Below are 18,488 nucleotides of genomic sequence, written 5' to 3' on the forward strand. Positions count from 1 at the left end.
CGGGCGGTCCACCCGGAGACGGTCGGCTGCGACGTAGCATCGGATCATGGCCATCGACGTCACCGTGTTACGCGTGTTCACCGACTCCGACGGCAAGTACGGCAATCCGCTCGGCGTCGTCGACAACAGCACCGTCGCCCCCGACGACCGGCAACGGATCGCGACCGAATTGGGTTACAGCGAAACCGTATTCATCGATCTGCCGCAGCCCGGCGGCAACTCGGCCAGTGCCCACATCTTCACCCCGGTCGCCGAGTTGCCGTTCGCCGGGCACCCGACCGTCGGTGCGTCGTGGTGGCTGCGCGAAACAGGGCTGCCGGTCCATACCCTGCTGGTGCCCGCAGGAATCCTCCAGGTGGAGTACGACGACGATCGCGCCATCGTCAACGCGCGTTCGGAGTGGGCACCGGAGTTCGCCATCCACGACCTGGCCTCGGTCGACGATTTGCTTGCCGCCGACCCCGACGATTTCACCGATGCGGAGGAGAACTACCTGTGGGCCTGGATCGACGAGGCGAACGGCACCTTGCGATCGAGGTCGTTCGCCCCGCACCTGGGAATCCCCGAGGATGAGGCCACCGGCGCGGCGGCGGTACGGATGACCGACTATCTCAGCCGCGATCTGACGATCATCCAGGGCAAGGGCTCGGTGATCGAGACCCGCTGGAGTCCGGAGGGCTGGGTGCGCCTGGCCGGCCGCGTCGTCAACGACGGCACCTCCCGCCTGGACTGAACCGGGGACCGAACCCGGGCCGGATTACGCCTCGGCGCGGTGGGCGCGAAGCGCCTCGATCTCGCGCTCGAAGTCTTCGGCTGACGAAAATGACCGGTACACCGAGGCGAATCTCAAGTAGGCGACCTCGTCCAGTTCGCGAAGCGGTCCGAGGATCGCCAAGCCGACCTCGTGACTGGGGATCTCGGGTGTGCCGAGGCCGCGGACGGCGTCCTCGACCTTCTGCGCCAGCACGTTGAGGGCGTCGTCGTCGACCTGCCTGCCCTGACAGGACCGACGCACCCCGCGGATGACCTTCTCGCGACTGAACGGCTCGGTCACCCCGCTGCGCTTCACCACGGCCAGCACGGCCGTCTCAACGGTGGTGAACCGGCGGCCGCATTCCGGGCAGGACCGCCGGCGCCGGATGGCCTGCCCCTCGTCGGTCTCGCGGGAATCAACCACACGCGAATCAGGGTGACGGCAGAACGGACAATGCATTACCGCTCCTTCGTCATGCCGCCGGACAACTAGCTCGAGCGCCCTTGAGCGTACCCGCGTTGCCCGCGGGAGACTCACCGCCGGGTCCAGTGGGGTGTAGGTGCTCAAGCCGACGCCGGCCAGTGTGGCTGGCAGCCAGGACGATTCAGCGGACATCGCACTGCTCAGCCAACCGGGGCGAGCAGCGTCTGCCCTGCGTCGACCGCCACTGAGTCGAGCTGGTTGAGATCGCGGATCTGCTCGACGACCCGGGCCACCGGGGCATCAGGGGCGACCCGTCGGGCCACCTGCTGCAGAGTCTCCCCCGACTTCACCTGGACCACAGCCAGTTCGGTCGGCGTCGGCGTCTCGGCGCCCACGACCCCGCCGAGTTGGGCCACCAACCCGAGCCACACGGTGATGCCTGCGGCGACGAGCGCCAACAGGACCGTGGTCAACGGCGTGATGGGCCGGCTGCGATGGGACGCCCGCGACATCAGCACGCCGGTTCCGCGGTATCGGACCCCACCGGTGTCGGGACGGGAGGGTGCAGGCCGCTGGACCCGGCGCACCGGCCGGGGTGCGGCGGCGCCGAACTGGGCGCGGGCGCGGGGCGGCTGTGACTTCTGCGTGGCCCGAACAGCGCTGGAACGGCTATCGGCGGGGATATCGATGATCGCCATCTGACTGCCTTTCGGTGGGTCGTATTCGCTCTTGTGTTCGAACATAGTCGCTCAAGTGTTCGATGGATAGAACATGTGATCGAACTGTTGCCAAACGATAGAACGGACCACCGACAAGTTCGGGCCGCGAAGCCGCACACCACCCGCTCCAGGCCCCCCGTGAGCCCCTCGCGCACCCCACCAGCGGACACGCGCGCAACACGCGTCGAACACATGTTTGATTAATGTTCGACCAGCGACTACATTCGGCCTCATGAGCGACGACCGCAGCAGGGACGGCAGCATCGACAGCCCGGCCGGATCGGACAGCGCGGGCCCACGCCGGGCCGAGGGCGGCCTCACCGACCGGCAACGGACCATCCTCGACGTGATCCGAGCGTCGGTGACCAGTCGCGGCTACCCGCCCAGTATCCGCGAGATCGGCGACGCGGTCGGCTTGACCTCGACCTCATCGGTCGCCCACCAGTTGCGCACCCTCGAACGCAAGGGCTACTTGCGGCGCGACCCCAACCGGCCGCGTGCCGTCGACGTGCGCGGCGCCGACGATCCGGCGGCCGCAGTGGTGTCCACCGATGTGGCCGGCTCCGACGCGTTACCCGAACCGACCTTCGTACCGGTGCTCGGGCGTATCGCCGCGGGCGGTCCCATCCTGGCCGAGCAGGCCGTCGAGGACGTCTTCCCGCTGCCCCGCGAACTGGTCGGCGAGGGCTCGCTGTTCCTGCTCAAGGTCGTCGGAGACTCGATGGTCGACGCCGCGATCTGCGACGGCGACTGGGTGGTGGTGCGCCAGCAGAGCGTGGCCGACAACGGCGACATCGTGGCGGCCATGATCGACGGCGAAGCTACCGTCAAGACCTTCAAGCGGACGCGCGGTCAGGTCTGGCTCATGCCGCACAACCCGGCGTACGACCCGATCCCGGGCAACGACGCCGCGGTGCTCGGCAAGGTCGTCACGGTGATCCGCAAGATCTGACCGACCGAGATCGGGCCCGGCCGCACCTCGATGTGGCCGGGCCTTCAAATTCAGTCGGCTCGCACAAATCCGTTCGTGCGAGCGAATTCCTCACTGGCGAACCAGATCTCGGCTGTCGCGTCGTCGTACTCGCTGCTGTCGGGTGCCCAGTACCGGCCGGACTTCGTGTCGGCCTTGATCGGGTAACCCTCCGGTGCGCGGTTCGGGTCGTCCAGCGGTAGGTGAATGGCCGTGGCGCTGGGGATCTCATCGAGTTCGATGGCCGCATGGCGCCCACTGTGAGCCTCGCTGCTGTAGGCCTCGCTGCTGCTGTAGGCCTCGGCCTCGGTGATGACCCGCGTCGGAGCGGTGTCGACGTTGTCCTGATCGCTCGGCACGGCCAAGCCCGCCGCCGCGAAACCTACCGCTTCGCGCACTCCGCCGGCCGGGCTCGCGAGCGCCCGGGTATCTGTCAGGTCCTCGTCCACGAGATCCGCTTCGATCTCGCCTTCGGCGTCATCGCCTTCGGCGACTTCCTCGAATTCGGCATCTATTGGCGCGTCGAGATCCTCGTCCTCGTCGAAATCGTCGTCCTCGAAGTCATCTTCTTCGAAGTCGTCGTCGTCATCGAAGTCGTCGTCCTGGTAGCCGCCGTCGTCGTAGCTGTCGTAGCGCTGTTGGGGCTCCGGACCGGCCAGCTGCGAGGAATCCTCGGGTGGCTCCTCCTCCTCGCCCGGCGCTCCATAGCCGCCTGGCGATCCGTGCGGAGCGGCCCATTGACTGACGGGCATCGCGATGTCGGTAGGGCCGTCGTACGGGGACGCCGCCGCGCCGCCCGCCGATTCCTCGCCCGGGCCGGCGAATCGCGCCGTCGTGGCCTCACCGGCACCGTAGGCGGAAGTCGGCGCGTAACCCGCCTCCCGTGCCCCGCGCTCGTCACCCAACTCGTCGTCGTACCCACGCGATTCGTAGCGCGTGTCGTCGTACCCGCCCTCGTCATAGTGCGGTTCGCCGTGGTCGCCGTCGTAGTCATCGTCGAACGGATCGTGGTCGAAGTCGTCATCGTCACCGGCCCGGCGGCGGTGCCAGAGCGCTGCCCCCACGATCAGGCCGGCGAGCAGCAGAACCGGGACCACCGCGATCAGCCACCACCAGCTCCAATGCCAGGAGAACGGCTTCTTGGCGTCCGGGCCGGAAGGCTGCGGACCGGTGGCGTGCGGCTGTCCCACACCCGGAACCTCCAGCCCGCTCAGCTCGGAGGCGAGTTTGGAGGGCTCGGTGGTGAACTTGTTGGCGTCGCGGTCCCAGGAGATCGCTCCCCCGCTGAATCGCTGACTGATGACGGTGCCGTCTTCGGTCTGGTCGGCCATCGGGGCACCCAGTGCGCCCTTCGCCCCGCCGAGCTTGTCCCAGGCCGCCTTCATCGCGCCGCGGACGATCACCGCGCCGTAGTCGGGAGTCCAGAAGATGACGGGGTTGTCGGCCGCGGCGAAGGTGCTGATCCGGCTGTTCGGGCCCAGCCCGCCCTCGGACTCGCTGGCGGTCGGGAAGCCCAGATCGCCCTCGGGACCGCCGACGCTCTCGTACTTCTCCAGCAGCTGGCCGGTGATGGCGTTGGCCCCGGTGGCCGGGGTGTAGAAGATCTTGCCGCCGGCGTAGTTCTGGCCGAACCCGCCGTCACCGATCGGATACTGATCGCCGTCCTTGGCTCCCAGCGGACCCATCGCCCCGCCCGCCGCACGCCGCGCCGCCGCGATCGCCGCGGCGGGATCCGACGGTATGTCCAGGTCGGCGAGCTGGTCGGCCAGCTCCGGCGGCACTGTCGTGAACGCCTTGGTCTTGCGGTTCCAGGAGATCTCGCCGCCGGTGAACTTCTGAGAGCTCACGTCGCCGTCGAACGACTCGTCTTCGGCCGGGACACCCAGTACACCGGCAGAACCGCCGAGCTTGTCCCATGCGGCGTTGATGGCGCCCCGGACCACCCGGGCACCGGTCGCCGGGGTCCAGAAGATGACGGGATTGTCAGGCGCGCTCAACGTCGAGTTGCGGCTGTCGGGAGCACGCCCGGCGCCTTCGTCGATGGTGGGGAATCCCAGGTCGCCTTCGGCCGGGCCACCCAACGACTCGTATTTCTCCAGAATTGCACCCTGCATGAAATGAGCGCCGGTCGCCGGGGTGAAGAACATCTTGCCGCCGGCGAAGTTCTGCGCGAAGCCCGAACCCGCTGCGTACACGCCGCCCTGACGCGGTCCCAATGGGCCACCGTCGCCGCCGCTGGCATCCCAGGCCGCGGTTACCGCGGCGTCGGCGTCCGACTCCGGGGTGGCCGAAGCCACCGCAGGCACCATCAAACCAGCGACCACGAGTGCGAGCAGGCCGACCGCCAACCGCCACACGGCCGCGCTCAGCCTCGCTCCAGGCCTAGTCATGCGCTCTCCCCGCTCGTTCGGCAAAGTTTTCTCAGAAATGTCCCGCCCCGACAACTTTGCTTCAGCAGGTGACGATAACCAACTAACGCGGCCGATCATGACCAAAAAAGCCCCAATATCTGGGTCCGACGACCCAGATTTGGGCTTCTCGGGGCGTCACGCTGGGTGATTCCGGTGCGTCAGACACCCAGACTGCGGCCGATGATCTCCTTCATGATCTCGGTGGTGCCGCCGTAGATGGTCTGCACCCGGGCATCCAGGTACGCCCGCGCGACCGGGTACTCCCGCATGTAGCCGTAGCCGCCGTGCAGCTGCAGGCAGCGGTCGATGAGTTCGACCTGCTTCTCGGTGGAGTACCACTTGGCCATCGCGGCCTGCTCCACGGTGAGCTTCTCGTCGAGGTGCAGCCGGATGAACTCGTCGACCATCATCCGCACCACGGTGGCCTCGGTGGCCAGTTCGGCAAGCAGGAACCGGCTGTTCTGGAAACTGCCGATGGGCTTGCCGAATGCCTTGCGTTCCTTGGTGTACTGCACCGTCTGCTCCAGCACCGCCTCCATCGCCGCGGCGGCCATGATGGCGATCGAGATGCGTTCCTGCGGCAGGTTCTGCATCAGGTAGACGAATCCCTGACCTTCCTCCCCGAGCAGGTTCTCGACCGGCACCTTGACGTCGGTGAACGACAGTTCGGCGGTGTCCTGGGCGTCCAGGCCGATCTTGTCCAGGTGCCTGCCGCGCTCGAAGCCCTCCATTCCGCGCTCCACCACCAGCAGCGAGAAGCCCAAGGCGCCCTTCTCCGCGTCGGTCTGGGCCACGACGATCACCAGATCGGAGTTGATGCCGTTGGTGATGAAGGTCTTGGACCCGTTGAGGACGTAGTGGTCGCCGTCGCGGACCGCCCGGGTCTTGATGCCCTGCAGATCGCTGCCGGTACCGGGTTCGGTCATTGCGATCGCCGTGATCAATTCGCCCGTGCAGAACTTGGGCAGCCAGCGCTGCTTCTGCTCCTCGTTGGCCAACCTCAGCAGGTAGGGCGCACAGACGTCGTTGTGCAGGCTGAAGCCGATGCCGCTGTAGCGGCCGGCGACGGTCTCCTCGCACACGATCGTGTTGTACCGGAAGTCGTCGTTGCCGCCGCCCCCGTACTCCTCGGGCACCGCCATCCCGAGAAAGCCCTGCTTCCCCGCCTCGAGCCAGACGCCGCGGTCGACGATCTTGTCCTTTTCCCACTGGTCGTGGAACGGCGCCACGTGCTTGTCCAGAAACGCCCGGTAGGACTCGCGGAACAAGTCGTGCTCGGGCTCGAACAACGTGCGGTCGTACTTCACAACACTGCTCATGGTGTGACCTCCGGTACTGGGTTACGGATTTGGGGCCAACCTATACCAACCGGGTGGTTGGTCAGCCCGGGGTGGGTGCCTGCCGCCCGTAAACTCGGGACATGCCCCAGTCCCCCGCGAGCCTCGCGCACTGGGGTGCCTTCACCGCCGACCTCGCCGACGGCGACATCAGCGCCGTGACCCCGCTGGCCGGCGACGCCGACCCCTCGCCCTTGCTGGGCAATCTGGCCGGCTCGATCCGGCACCGCTCCCGGGTCGCCGGACCCGCGGTGCGCCGCGGCTGGCTGCGCGACGGCCCCGGCCCCAGCGCGGAGCGGGGCGCCGACGAGTACGTCGCGGTGTCCTGGGACGAGCTCACCGAATTGTTGGCCGGCGAGCTGCGCCGGGTCGTCGACACCTACGGCAACGAGGCGATCTACGGCGGCTCCTACGGCTGGGCCAGCGCCGGACGCTTCCACCACGCCCAGAGTCAGGTGCACCGCTTTCTGAAAATGCTTGGCGGATATACTTTTTCCCGCCATTCCTACAGCCTGGGCGCGACCGGGGTGATCATGCCACGGGTGGTCGGGACCCACGACGACCTGTTCAAACGCTCCACCGACTGGGACGTCATCGCCGAGAACACCGACCTGCTGGTGTGCTTCGGCGGTGTCGCACTGAAGAACACCGGCATCAATCACGGTGGCACCACGGCACATCCGGCGCGCGACGCGCTGCGCCGGTTGCGTGACCGCGGCGGGCAGATCGTGTCGTTGAGCCCGTTGCGCGACGACGTGGACGGCGACTGCCACTGGCTGGCCCCGGTTCCCGGCACCGACGTGGCGGTGATGCTCGCGCTGGCCCACGTTCTGGCCACCGAAGGCCTGGCCGATCTCGATTTCCTCGACACGCACTGCACCGGGTACCAGCGGTTCGAGCGGTACCTGCTGGGCCGCGACGACGGCGTCGCCAAGAGCCCGCAGTGGGCGTCGGCGATCAGCGGGCTGCCCGCCGAGGAACTGACCACACTGGCCCGGCGGATGGCCGCCTCGCGCACCCTGGTCACCGTCAGCTGGTCGCTGCAGCGGGTCCGGCACGGCGAACAGGCTCCGTGGATGGGAATGACCCTGGCCGCGATGCTCGGCCAGATCGGGCTCCCCGGAGGAGGTTTCGGGCACGGCTATGGCTCGATGAACGAGCCGGGGCTGCCACCGCTGCGCTGCGGCCTGCCCGCCCTGCCGCAGGGGCCCAACCCGGTGCAGACGTTCATCCCGGTCGCGGCGATCACCGACATGCTGCTGCGCCCAGGCCGGCCGTTCGACTACAACGGCCTGCAGCTGACCTATCCCGACATCAAGTGCGTGTACTGGGCCGGCGGCAATCCGTTCCACCATCACCAGAACATCCCGAGACTGCGCCGCGGCCTGTCCCGCGTCGACACCATCGTGGTACACGACCCGTACTGGACCGCGATGGCCAAGCATGCCGACATCGTGGTGCCCTCGACCACCGCCTACGAGCGGGAGGACTACTCGGGTTCGCGTAACGACCCGCTGCTCGTGGCCATGCCCGCGCTGGCGCAACCGTATGCCGACTCCCGCGACGACTACACCACGTTCACCGCCCTGGCCGAGCGGCTCGGCTTCGGCCAGCGGTTCACCGAGGGCCGTACAGCGCGCGAGTGGCTGGTCCACATGTACGAAAAGTGGTCTGCCGGGCTGGATTTCGAGGTGCCCGAATTCGACGAGTTCTGGGCCGCCGGACAGGTGCGGCTTCCCACCGAACCGGGGCTGACGCTGCTCGCCGATTTCCGCGGCGACCCGGTCGGGCGCCGGCTGGCCACACCGAGCGGCCGCATCGAGATCTTCTCGGCCGAGATCGACGGGTTCGGCTACGACGACTGCACGGGCCACCCCCGCTGGTACGAGCCGACGGAGTGGCTCGGCGGGCGGCGCGCCCAGGCATATCCGTTGCACCTGCTGGCCAATCAGCCCGCGACCCGTCTGCACAGCCAGCTCGACGGCGGCGCCACCAGTCAGTCATCGAAAGTTCAAGGGCGCGAACCGATCCGGATCCACCCCGATGACGCGGCGGACCGCGGGCTCGCCGATGGCGACGTGGTACGAGTGTTCAACGACCGCGGGGCGTGCCTGGCCGGGGTGGTGATCGACGACCGGCTGCGCCCGGCCGTGGTGCAACTGTCGACCGGGGCCTGGTTCGACCCGGCGGACCCGGCCGACCCCGATTCGATGTGCGTCCACGGCAATCCCAACGTGCTCACCGAGGACGTCGGGACCTCTTCCCTGGCCCGTGGCTGCACCGGCGCGCACGTCCTGGTGCAGGTCGAGAAGTTCACCCGCGCGCTACCCCCGGTACGGGCACACGAGCCACCGGTGATCCGCACACGCTGAAACCGTTGGGCGGCCGCCACTTCGGCCGTTTCTACGGTAGCGGTTGTGTGCCGGTGCAAAGATCCCCTTCAGCGCTGACCGCGGCGTCAGCAGAAGGAGATCCTGGCCGATGCGATTCTCACCCCGTTCTGCCGCCAGATCGCTGCTGGTCGGCGCCGTGGCCCTGTCCGGTTCCGCCGCGATAGCGGTCACCACGACCTTCACCGCCGACGTTGTGCTCAGCGCCACGGTGCTGGTGGTTCCGGGTACCGGCACACCGAACCCGGCGTTGTCGCAGAACTACGAGGATCACGCGGTCCAGTACTACGTGGCACCGGGCAGCACCTGCACCGACGTGACGTGCGTCGGTGTTCCCTACATCGCCCAGTTCTGGCCGTTCCCGTTCGCGGGGTGGGGCGGGCTGGAGGGCGCCAAGTGGAACGTCTCGGTGCAGAGCGGCGTCTCGAGTCTGGCCACCGCCTACGGTGCGCAGCTGACCCCGCCGGCTCCCGGCCAGGAGCAGAATTACAACCCGGACCACGAGGTCGTGATCTTCGGATATTCGCAGGGCGCCACCGTCGCCGGCATCTACAAGCGCGACCTCGCATATCTCAACAACCCCACCGACCCGACGTTGCCCACCAACGTCTCGTTCGTCCTGATCGGCAACCCGAACCGGCCCAACGGCGGCTTGTTCGAGCGTCTCGCGGCGCTGGGCACCGTGCCCGTCCTGGACGCGACGTTCGGCAATCCGACGCCCACCGACACCGCGCCCGACGGGGTGATCAACACCGATGACATCGCGCTGCAGTACGACGGCGTCGCCGACGCACCATCCTGGGTGCTGAACCCGTTGTCCCTGGTCAATGCGCTCGCCGGGTTCGAATACGTGCACGGCACCTACCTGGCCCCGAAAGGCAATGACGAGGCCGGCGCGACGCCTTACGGCTACACACCGGAGCAAGTGCAGGCCGCGGTCGCGAATGCCCAGGCCAACTGCTCGGAGGCCACCCACTGCCAGGTGCACGGCGACACCCGCTACATCACGCTGCCTGCGAAGTATCTGCCGATCATGCAGCCGCTGATCGACCTCGGTGCGGCGACCGGAACATCCGCGGTGGTGATCCCGCTCGTCGATCTGGTCTCACCGGCGATGCAGACGCTGATCGAAACCGGCTATGACCGTGGCGATTACGGGAGCCCGACGCCGTTCCAGCTGGTGCCGAGGGTCAACCCGGTGAAGCTCGTCACCGACCTCATCAACGACATTCCCGAGGGAATCCAGGCAGCGCGCAACCCCGGCCTCGACCCACTGCCGGGCTGGTCCGACCCGACCCAATCCGCCGATACCGCCAACGCGCCAGAGGCCGTGAAGGTTTCGGACACCACCGCCATCGCACCCGAGTCGCCCAAGCTCCCCGCACCACCCAAACTCAATGTGCTCAAGGTGAACCCGCTGGCCGAGACGACCACCGACGGCGAAGACACGCCGGCCCCCGAGATCAAGCGGCCCAAGCTGCGGGCCGGCGATATTCACCCGGCGCGTGACCTGGCGAAGTCGATCCGCAGCACCGTGCGCAAGGCCCTGGGTGGCCAGAACAGCACAGAGGGCGCCAAGGGCACGGCCAAGGTCAAGGCGGCCAACACCACCGAGAAGAAGCCCGCGGCCTGAGACCCGCCGCACGGCCGACGAGCCGGATCAGAAGGTGGCGAACTCGCTCAGGCTCGCCGCGAGTGCCATGGGTACCCGCGCCTTGATCCGGGTGCCCTCGGTGGTGTGCTCGGTGGCGTCCACCCGGCCCTCGGCGTGCACCCGCGCAACCAGGTCCCCACGGTCGTAGGGAATCGTCACGTCCACCGTGGCGTCGGTGGGCGGGATCATCTCCGCCATCCGGGCCCGCAGCCGGTCCAGCCCGTCACCGGTGTGCGCCGAGACGAACACGGCGTCGGGCAGGGCGCGCCGCAGCGCGGCCAGTCCCAGGCCGGTGGCAGCGTCGATCTTGTTGACCACCAACAACTCCGGCGGTGGGGCGATGTCGTACTCGGCGACCACATCATTGATCACCTGACGGACGGCGTTGATCTGTGCCAGCGGATGCTCGTCGGAGCCGTCCACCACGTGCACCAGCAGGTCCGCGTCCACCACCTCTTCGAGGGTGGACCGGAACGCCTCGACCAGCTGGGTGGGCAGGTGCCGGACGAAGCCGACGGTATCGGTCAGCACGAATGGCCGCCCGTCGTCGAATTCTCCACGCCGCGTGGTGGGTTCGAGCGTTGCGAACAGGGCGTTCTCCACCAGCACACCAGCCCCGGTCAAAGCGTTGAGCAGGCTGGACTTGCCGGCGTTGGTGTAGCCGACGATGGCCACCGAAGCGGAATCCGAGGACAGCCGCCGGCTGCGCTGAGTGTCGCGGATCTTCTTCATATCGCGAATCTCGCGGCGTAGCTTGGCCATCCGTTCACGGATGCGGCGGCGGTCGGTTTCGATCTTGGTCTCACCGGGACCGCGGGTTCCCACGCCGCCACCGGCGCCGCCGGCGCGACCGCCGGCCTGGCGCGACATCGATTCACCCCAGCCGCGCAGCCGGGGCAGCATGTACTCCATCTGGGCCAGCGACACCTGTGCCTTGCCCTCCCGGCTCGTGGCGTGCTGGGCGAAGATGTCGAGGATCAGCGCGGTGCGATCGATGACCTTGACCTTGACCACCTTCTCCAGCGAGTTGAGCTGCGCGGGTGACAGCTCGCCGTCGCAGATGACGGTGTCGGCCCCGGTCGCGAGCACCACCTCGCGCAGCTCGACGGCCTTGCCCGAGCCGATGTACGTGGCCGGGTCGGGCTTGTCGCGGCGCTGGATGAGCCCCTCGAGCACTTCCGAGCCGGCGGTTTCGGCCAGCGCCGCCAACTCGGCCAGGCTGGCATCGGCATCGGCTGCGCTGCCCTCGGTCCACACGCCGACCAGGACCACGCGCTCCAGCCTCAGCTGGCGGTATTCGACCTCGGTGACGTCGGTGAGTTCGGTGGACAGCCCGGCGACGCGGCGCAGCGAGGCGCGGTCTTCGAGGGCCAGCTCACCGGTGCTGGGAGTGACGGGATGTTCTGGATGAGTCATATGTACTTACAGGTTGTCACGTGGATCGGGCCGCGCGCACCCCAATTAGGCGTGCGCAGCGTTCCACCAGTCGTCGCTCAGCTCGCCGCGGGCCACCAGCACCGAGGGGCCACGCAGATAGCTCGTGGACTCGGTGATGGTCACGGTGACCTCACCGCCGGGGATCCGCACCCGCAACGTCCCGGTGTCCGCGCCCTCGTGCGCCAGGGCCGCGAGCGTGGCCGCGACGGTGCCGGTGCCGCAGGAACGGGTCTCGCCGACGCCGCGCTCGTGCACGCGCATCGACACCGCGCCGTCGACCGGAACGGTGAGGACCTCGACGTTGACGCCCTCGGGGAACAGCTGCTCGTCGAAGGACACCGGCGCACCCACATCGAGGGCCGCCAACTCGCCCTCGGTCAGCCCGACACAGGCCAGATGCGGATTGCCCACGTCAACGGCCACACCGCTGACGCTGCGGCCACCGACCACTGCGGTTCCCGAGCCGAACCGGTTGGCCTTACCCATCTCGACGGTGACGTCGGCGGTGGTGTCGTCGACGTCGTGCAGCACCACCGGACGTGGCCCGGCCAGCGAGCCGACCACGAACTCGTCGGCGGATTCCAGCCCGGAGGCGCGCAGGTAATGAGCGAAAACCCGCACCCCGTTGCCGCACATCTGGGCGATCGAGCCGTCGGCGTTGCGGTAGTCCATGTACCAGTCGGAGGCGGCGACCCCGTCGGGAAGTCGCTCGAAAACGCCTACGGCCTGCGCCGCGCCGGCGGTCGTCACCCGAAGCACGCCGTCGGCACCGAGGCCGCGGCGGCGGTCGCACAGCGCGGCCACGGCGGCCGGCGTCAGCGACAGCGCGGCGTCGAGGTCGGGCAGCACCACGAAATCGTTCTGCGTGCCGTGCCCTTTAGCGAAGATCACCTGTTCAGGATACGTGCCGCCACACCCGCAACGCGTCGTGCACCAGCCCGTCGGCCGCCCCGTCCAGCCACACCACCCGATGATCGCGCCGGAACCAGGAGCGCTGGCGGCGTACATAGCGGCGGGTGCCGACGAACGTCGGTTCCCGTGCCGCGGCGCCGTCTCCCCCGTCGTCGAGGTCGGCCAGGACCTGCGCGTAACCGAGGGCACGTGCGGCGGTGACCCCGTCACGCAGCCCGCGGCCGATCAGTGTCCGCACCTCGTCCACCAGGCCGCCGGTGAACATGAGGTCGGTGCGCCGCTCCAGACGCTCATCGAGAATGGTTGTCTCCCAATCCAATCCGATGATCGCCGTATCCCAGCGGGGGGTACCGATACTCGGCGCCGAGGCGGCGAACGGCCGGCCGGTGAGCTCGACGACCTCCAGGGCCCGCACGATCCGCCGACCGTCGGTGGGCAGGATCGATGACCCTGCGGCAGGGTCCACCCGGGTCAGCTCGACATGCAAGGCGGCCACCCCCACCTCGGCCAGCCGGCTTCCCACCTGGCCCGCACAGCTGGATCGGTCGCCGGAAATGTCCATTCGTCCAGCAGCGACTGGATGTAGAGCATCGAGCCGCCGACGATCACCGGGACGGCGCCGCGGGCCGCGATCGCCTCGACGTCGGCGGAGGCGTCCTGCTGGTAGCGGGCCACCGTGGCGGTCTCGGTGACCTCCAGGACATCGAGCTGGTGGTGCGGGATGCCGCGCCGCTCGGCGACGGGCAGCTTGGCAGTGCCGATGTCCATGCCGCGGTAGAACTGCATCGCGTCGGCGTTCACGATTTCGCCGCCCAGTTGCTCGGCAACCGCCAATGCCAGGTCCGATTTCCCGGTGCCGGTGGGCCCGATGATCGCGATCGGCCGCGTCATGGCAGCCATTCGCCGACGAAGTAGCCGACCCCGTAGGGCGCACCGCGGTACATCTCACGTGCCGAGCCGGGAGCGGATCCGGTCAGGCCCGCCAGCACCTGATAGGCCACCCTGCCGAGTACCGGTTCGGGCAGCTCGACCAGCGCGGCGAGGTCACCGGTGGCCAGCGCATCATCGAGATCCTGCTGCGTGGCAGGAGAATCGGGCAGGTAACCGCCGGGGGCCGAGGGCGTGAGGGTGTGCAACCCGTCGGCCACGATCAGGACGCCGACCTGTTCCGGAGATTCGTCGATCCGGGCCCGCAGCGCGCGTCCCCGGGCCAGCGCCTCACCCACCGGGTGCGACGCGGCGTAGGCGTGGACCTCGATCCCGGCACCGGGGGCAGCCCGGCCCCGGATCCACCCGGCCACCAGCACACACAGCGGCAGTTCGGCCGGCTCGCCCACCGGGCCGGGCCCGAGCGCCACCGGGACGTCGACGCCGTAGCCGGCGAAGGTCCCGGCACAGTCGGGCCCGTAAACCTCGTCGCGGGGGCCGACGCCGACAGCCAGCCAGCGCGCGGGTAGCGAACCCGCCGCGGCGATCACCGCGTCGCGCAACCCGGTCACCTCGGCCGCGGCCGAACCCACGAGTTCGGGCACGAGAACCGGCGTGGCGGGGACGATCGCGATGGCGCTCAGCACGTCACCAAACTAATGCGCCGCCCCCGCTGTGCTGCGAGGAGTGCTGGTGAATGGCACCGGCGGCACCGCCGGATCCGGTCGATCCGTCGCCGCCGGGCGGAGTTTGTCAGGGCATTGAGCCGAAAGCCATGGGCATGGCCCAGGACGACCTGCTTGAATAACGGACAAGCGACAGCATCAGGCGCCGCGTCGCGCGGCAGATGCGCGGGCAACCGCGCGGAGTACGAGGAGCGGATATGACAACCAGTGAGCCAGGCGGAACCACCCCCCCGACCACCTCCGGGCCCACGCCGAAGCCCACGCCCTCGCCTATCCCAAGGCCGGGCCCACCCCGCCCCGTCCCCCGCCCCAGCCGGGTTGCCCCGGTGGTCGCGGTGGCGCCGACCGGCGATCCACACCGGTTCGGACGGGTGGACGACGACGGCACGGTGTGGTTGATCAGCGGATCCGGTGAGCGCGTCATCGGCTCATGGCAGGCCGGCGACACCGAATCGGCGTTCGCCCACTTCGGCCGGCGCTTCGATGATCTGCACACCGAGGTGGCCCTGCTGGAACGTCGGCTCACCTCCGGCACCGGCGATGCCCGCAAGATCAAGTCGGCGGCTGCCGCACTGGCCGAAAGTCTGCCCACTGCAGCGGTTCTCGGCGACGTCGATTCCCTGAGCACGCGACTGACGGCGATCCTGGAACACGCCGACGCCGCCGCTGCGACCGAGCGGGCCCAGCGTGACGAGCACCGCGCCGCGCAGACCTCACGCAAAGAGGCCCTGGCCGCCGAGGCCGAGGATCTGGCCGCGAACTCCACCCAGTGGAAGTCCGCCGGTGACCGCCTGCGCGAGATCCTCGACGAGTGGCGCACCATCACCGGGCTGGACCGCAAACTCGACGACGCCCTGTGGAAGCGGTACTCGACCGCGCGGGAGACGTTCAACCGCCGTCGCGGCTCGCACTTCGCCGAGCTCGACCGCGGCCGGGTCGGCGCCCGCCAGGTCAAGGAGGGGCTCTGCGATCGGGCCGAGCAGCTGTCCGGGTCGACCGACTGGGGCGCCACCGCCGCGGCCTTCCGCGACCTGCTGTCCGAGTGGAAGACCGCGGGACGGGCCGCCAAGGACGTCGACGACGCGCTGTGGCACCGGTTCAAGGCCGCCCAGGACACGTTCTTCGGGGCCCGCAACGCCGCAAACGCCGAACGCGACGCCGAGTTCAAGGCCAATGCCACCGCCAAGGAGGCGCTGCTGGCCGAGGCCGAGAAGATCGACACGACCGATCTGGATGCGGCCCGCGCCGCATTGCGGACCATCGGCGACAAATGGGACGCGATCGGCAAGGTTCCCCGCGAACGCTCCGCTGACCTGGAACGACGACTGCGCGCCGTGGAGAAGAAGGTCCGCGACGCTCCGGCCGGCGGCGTCGACCCCGAGGCCCAGGCTCGTGCCGACCAGTTCCGCTCACGTGCCGAGCAGTTCGAGAAGCAGGCCGAGAAGGCGGAGGCCGCCGGGCGGGCCAAGGATGCGGCCGAGGCCAGGGCGAGCGCCGAACAGTGGCGTCAGTGGGCCGATGCGGCGGCAGAGGCGCTGGGCAAGCGCAGTTAGGCCTGGTCCGGCCGGTCCGGCTTCTTGCCTGCGGTGTCGGACGTGGTGACGTCGGTCTCGGGCGCGTCAGTGCCCGAGACCTGGGTCTTGGTGGAGTCGGTCTTGGTGACGTCGAGCACGCCGCCCTGCTGCTGCTCCGCGGCCTGGCGGCGACGATCCTCCTCGGCCGCCAACTGCAGCGCGGTGCGCGACCACACCACCCGCGCCCAGTGGAAGGTCAGCACGATCACCGCCAGCCAGCCGAGGATCAGCCCGATCCCCGGGCCGGGATGGCCGGCAGCGGTCTGACGCGACCACACCGCGAGCATCCCGAGCGCGCTGGCGACCGCCGAACCGGCCAGGGCAACCCAGGCCAGCGCCCAGCGTCGGGTGATCAGAGCCAAGGTGGAGAACCCGACCGAGAACACCAGCGCCAACCAGGTGAATACCCGGGACGGCAGCGAGATGCCGTCGGCCACGGCCGTGGCGTCACCGACCAGAACGTCGAAGCCCTTGCTGGAGCCGGTGTGCGGCAGCACGAACGACAGCAGCACCACGAACACCAGGATCGCCACCACCATCGCCCGCGGACCCGAGTCGAACTCCCGGGTGACCTTGCGTTCGACGGCGGCGAGGTCGTCCTTGAACCGCTCGAAGTCGCCTTCGTTACTCAACAGCCACATCCTCCTGATGACGGCGGGGTCTGCGGCGCACCGATCCGCGGCAGCCCCAGTCCGACGCCGGTACGGGGGCGCTGCCCGGCCGCGTGGGCGTCGCCGGCGCGGGTGCGCCGATGGCTCGCCAGCGGGGCGTCGGCGATCAGATGATGCGGCGCGGCGCCGGTCACAGTCGTGGTCACGATGTCGCCGGGCCGAATCCGCTCTACTTCGGAGCCTGGGCTGAAGTGCACCAGGCGGCCGTCGCGCGCCCGGCCCGACATGCGAGCCGTGGCGGCGTCCTTGCGTCCCTCGCCCGTCGCGACCAACAGCTCGACCGTCCGGCCGATCTGAGCCTGGTTCTCCTCCAGGGAGATTCGCTCCTGCAGGTCGATCAGGCGCTGATAGCGTTCGGTGACAACAGCTTTCGGCAGCTGGTCAGGCATCTCGGCGGCCGGGGTACCAGGCCGGATGGAGTACTGGAAGGTGAAGGCGGCGGCGAACCGGGACCGCTCGACGACGTCGAGGGTGGCCTGGAAATCCTCCTCGGTCTCACCGGGGAAACCGACGATGAGGTCGGTGGTGATCGCAGCGTCCGGGATCGCCGCCCGGACCTTGTCGATGATGCCCAGGTAGCGGTCGGCCCGGTACGAACGGCGCATCGCCTTCAGGATGCGGTCCGAACCGGACTGCAGCGGCATGTGCAGCGTGGGGCACACGTTGGGGGTCTGCGCCATCGCCTCGATCACGTCGTCGGTGAACTCGGCCGGGTGCGGCGAGGTGAACCGGACCCGCTCCAGCCCCTCCACGTCGCCGCAGGCGCGCAACAGCTTGGCGAACGCACTGCGGTCCCGAGGTACATCCGGGTCGGCGAACGACACTCCGTAGGCATTGACGTTCTGTCCCAACAGGGTGACCTCGAGCACGCCCTGGTCGGCCAGGGTCTGCACCTCTGCCAGGATGTCGCCGGGCCGACGGTCCACCTCTTTGCCGCGCAACGACGGCACGATACAGAACGTGCAGGTGTTGTTGCAGCCCACCGAGATCGACACCCACGCCGCATACGCGGACTCGCGCGTCGCGGGCAGGGTCGACGGAAACTCCTGCAGCGCCTCGACGATCTCGACCTGGGCGGCGCGGTTGTGGCGGGCCCGCTCCAGCAGCGTGGGCAGCGAACCGATGTTGTGGGTGCCGAAGACCACGTCGACCCACGGGGCCTTCTTCAGAACGGCGTCGCGGTCCTTCTGGGCCAGGCAACCGCCCACCGCGATCTGCATGTTCGGGTCGGAGTTCTTACGCGGAGCGAGGTGGCTGAGGTTGCCGTAGAGCTTGTTGTCGGCGTTTTCCCGCACCGCACAGGTGTTGAACACCACGATGTCGGCGTCGGAGCCGTCCTCGGCCCGCCGGTACCCGGCATCCTCCAGCAGGCCCGACAGGCGCTCGGAGTCATGCACGTTCATCTGGCAGCCGTAGGTACGGACCTGATAGGTGCGTTCGGAGCCGCGCTGTGCCGTCGACTCCTCGCGCGAGCGCTCGTCGCGCGTCGCGTCCCGGTTCACCATCGTCGTCACGGCCTCAATGGTACGGAGGCGCCCAAAACGTTAACGCGGCGGATTCACGAGATCCGGGCAGGCTGGACGTTCCCTGGGTAAGGTCACCTGCCATGGGAAGCCCCGGCGA

General features: G+C 68.9%; 14 protein-coding genes and 1 pseudogene. 5 read left to right on the forward strand and 10 right to left on the reverse strand.

Annotated elements, in window-relative coordinates:
• Positions 1-46 precede the first annotated feature (46 nt).
• Positions 47-733 (forward strand): PhzF family phenazine biosynthesis protein, encoded by a 687-nt coding sequence (locus ACNQVK_RS23415; RefSeq protein ID WP_418031434.1) that lies wholly within the window; start codon positions 47-49, stop codon positions 731-733.
• 24 nt (positions 734-757) lie between these two features.
• Here ACNQVK_RS23415 and nrdR read toward each other — a convergent pair whose 3' ends face one another.
• Positions 758-1,213, reverse strand: coding sequence for a transcriptional regulator NrdR (gene nrdR, locus ACNQVK_RS23420; protein WP_019348288.1), 456 nt, complete (start codon positions 1,211-1,213; stop codon positions 758-760).
• Between the two features lie 164 nt (positions 1,214-1,377).
• Positions 1,378-1,875, reverse strand: a complete 498-nt coding sequence (locus ACNQVK_RS23425; protein ID WP_418031435.1) for a LysM peptidoglycan-binding domain-containing protein — start codon at positions 1,873-1,875, stop codon at positions 1,378-1,380.
• A 253-nt stretch (positions 1,876-2,128) separates the two neighbouring features.
• Between ACNQVK_RS23425 and lexA the strand changes: the two genes are divergently transcribed.
• Complete coding sequence (lexA, locus tag ACNQVK_RS23430; RefSeq protein WP_211154016.1) at positions 2,129-2,848, forward strand: transcriptional repressor LexA; 720 nt, start codon at positions 2,129-2,131, stop codon at positions 2,846-2,848.
• Between the two features lie 50 nt (positions 2,849-2,898).
• On the opposite strand, the gene ACNQVK_RS23435 is transcribed toward lexA, so the two are convergent.
• Together ACNQVK_RS23435 and ACNQVK_RS23440 are read right to left on the reverse strand one after the other, a co-directional pair.
• Positions 2,899-5,256: an LGFP repeat-containing protein gene (locus ACNQVK_RS23435; RefSeq protein ID WP_418031436.1), complete on the reverse strand. Its 2,358-nt coding sequence runs from the start codon at positions 5,254-5,256 to the stop codon at positions 2,899-2,901.
• Between the two features lie 179 nt (positions 5,257-5,435).
• On the reverse strand, positions 5,436-6,596 hold the full coding sequence (locus tag ACNQVK_RS23440) for an acyl-CoA dehydrogenase family protein (protein WP_418031437.1): 1,161 nt from the start codon (positions 6,594-6,596) through the stop codon (positions 5,436-5,438).
• Positions 6,597-6,697: 101 nt separating this feature from the next.
• Between ACNQVK_RS23440 and ACNQVK_RS23445 the strand changes: the two genes are divergently transcribed.
• Both ACNQVK_RS23445 and ACNQVK_RS23450 read left to right on the forward strand, forming a co-directional pair.
• A complete protein-coding gene (locus ACNQVK_RS23445; RefSeq protein ID WP_418031438.1) occupies positions 6,698-8,986 on the forward strand; it encodes a molybdopterin-dependent oxidoreductase in 2,289 nt (762 codons plus the stop codon).
• A 109-nt stretch (positions 8,987-9,095) separates the two neighbouring features.
• Positions 9,096-10,637, forward strand: a complete 1,542-nt coding sequence (locus tag ACNQVK_RS23450; protein ID WP_418031439.1) for a PE-PPE domain-containing protein — start codon at positions 9,096-9,098, stop codon at positions 10,635-10,637.
• A gap of 27 nt (positions 10,638-10,664) precedes the next feature.
• On the opposite strand, the gene hflX is transcribed toward ACNQVK_RS23450, so the two are convergent.
• The 4 genes and pseudogenes from hflX to ACNQVK_RS23470 form a co-directional block, all read right to left on the reverse strand.
• Positions 10,665-12,074 carry a GTPase HflX gene (gene hflX, locus ACNQVK_RS23455; RefSeq protein WP_418031440.1) on the reverse strand — a complete coding sequence of 470 codons (1,410 nt, stop codon included), beginning with the start codon at positions 12,072-12,074 and terminating at the stop codon, positions 10,665-10,667.
• Between the two features lie 45 nt (positions 12,075-12,119).
• Positions 12,120-12,986: a diaminopimelate epimerase gene (gene dapF, locus ACNQVK_RS23460; RefSeq protein WP_418031441.1), complete on the reverse strand. Its 867-nt coding sequence runs from the start codon at positions 12,984-12,986 to the stop codon at positions 12,120-12,122.
• 4 nt (positions 12,987-12,990) lie between these two features.
• Positions 12,991-13,898, reverse strand: a pseudogene (gene miaA, locus ACNQVK_RS23465) (tRNA (adenosine(37)-N6)-dimethylallyltransferase MiaA).
• Positions 13,895-14,581, reverse strand: a complete 687-nt coding sequence (locus tag ACNQVK_RS23470; protein ID WP_418031442.1) for a hypothetical protein — start codon at positions 14,579-14,581, stop codon at positions 13,895-13,897. Before ACNQVK_RS23470 ends, miaA begins: the two are co-directional and overlap by 4 nt.
• 236 nt (positions 14,582-14,817) lie before the next feature.
• Here ACNQVK_RS23470 and ACNQVK_RS23475 point away from each other — a divergent pair, with 236 nt between their 5' ends.
• Positions 14,818-16,173, forward strand: coding sequence for a DUF349 domain-containing protein (locus ACNQVK_RS23475; protein ID WP_418031443.1), 1,356 nt, complete (start codon positions 14,818-14,820; stop codon positions 16,171-16,173).
• On the opposite strand, the gene ACNQVK_RS23480 is transcribed toward ACNQVK_RS23475, so the two are convergent.
• Both ACNQVK_RS23480 and miaB read right to left on the reverse strand, forming a co-directional pair.
• Complete coding sequence (locus tag ACNQVK_RS23480) at positions 16,170-16,835, reverse strand: hypothetical protein (RefSeq protein WP_418031444.1); 666 nt, start codon at positions 16,833-16,835, stop codon at positions 16,170-16,172. The two genes, ACNQVK_RS23475 and ACNQVK_RS23480, sit on opposite strands and share 4 nt — an antisense overlap.
• Positions 16,823-18,370, reverse strand: coding sequence for a tRNA (N6-isopentenyl adenosine(37)-C2)-methylthiotransferase MiaB (miaB, locus tag ACNQVK_RS23485; RefSeq protein WP_418034280.1), 1,548 nt, complete (start codon positions 18,368-18,370; stop codon positions 16,823-16,825). The genes ACNQVK_RS23480 and miaB overlap by 13 nt, the downstream gene beginning before the upstream one ends.
• Positions 18,371-18,488 lie beyond the last annotated feature (118 nt).

Origin of the sequence: Mycobacterium sp. 134 (assembly GCF_048282715.1) — a bacterium.
GTDB classification, from domain to species: Bacteria; Actinomycetota; Actinomycetes; order Mycobacteriales; family Mycobacteriaceae; genus Mycobacterium; species Mycobacterium septicum.

What these genes read in the sequence shown, in the direction of transcription:
- ACNQVK_RS23415 (WP_418031434.1), top strand. Translation starts at nt 47, where the DNA reads ATGGCCATCGACGTCACCGTGTTACGCGTGTTCACCGACTCCGACGGC.
- nrdR (WP_019348288.1), bottom strand. Translation starts at nt 1,213, where the DNA reads ATGCATTGTCCGTTCTGCCGTCACCCTGATTCGCGTGTGGTTGATTCC.
- ACNQVK_RS23425 (WP_418031435.1), bottom strand. Translation starts at nt 1,875, where the DNA reads ATGGCGATCATCGATATCCCCGCCGATAGCCGTTCCAGCGCTGTTCGG.
- lexA (WP_211154016.1), top strand. Translation starts at nt 2,129, where the DNA reads ATGAGCGACGACCGCAGCAGGGACGGCAGCATCGACAGCCCGGCCGGA.
- ACNQVK_RS23435 (WP_418031436.1), bottom strand. Translation starts at nt 5,256, where the DNA reads ATGACTAGGCCTGGAGCGAGGCTGAGCGCGGCCGTGTGGCGGTTGGCG.
- ACNQVK_RS23440 (WP_418031437.1), bottom strand. Translation starts at nt 6,596, where the DNA reads ATGAGCAGTGTTGTGAAGTACGACCGCACGTTGTTCGAGCCCGAGCAC.
- ACNQVK_RS23445 (WP_418031438.1), top strand. Translation starts at nt 6,698, where the DNA reads ATGCCCCAGTCCCCCGCGAGCCTCGCGCACTGGGGTGCCTTCACCGCC.
- ACNQVK_RS23450 (WP_418031439.1), top strand. Translation starts at nt 9,096, where the DNA reads ATGCGATTCTCACCCCGTTCTGCCGCCAGATCGCTGCTGGTCGGCGCC.
- hflX (WP_418031440.1), bottom strand. Translation starts at nt 12,074, where the DNA reads ATGACTCATCCAGAACATCCCGTCACTCCCAGCACCGGTGAGCTGGCC.
- ACNQVK_RS23475 (WP_418031443.1), top strand. Translation starts at nt 14,818, where the DNA reads ATGACAACCAGTGAGCCAGGCGGAACCACCCCCCCGACCACCTCCGGG.
- ACNQVK_RS23480 (WP_418031444.1), bottom strand. Translation starts at nt 16,835, where the DNA reads ATGTGGCTGTTGAGTAACGAAGGCGACTTCGAGCGGTTCAAGGACGAC.
- miaB (WP_418034280.1), bottom strand. Translation starts at nt 18,370, where the DNA reads ATGGTGAACCGGGACGCGACGCGCGACGAGCGCTCGCGCGAGGAGTCG.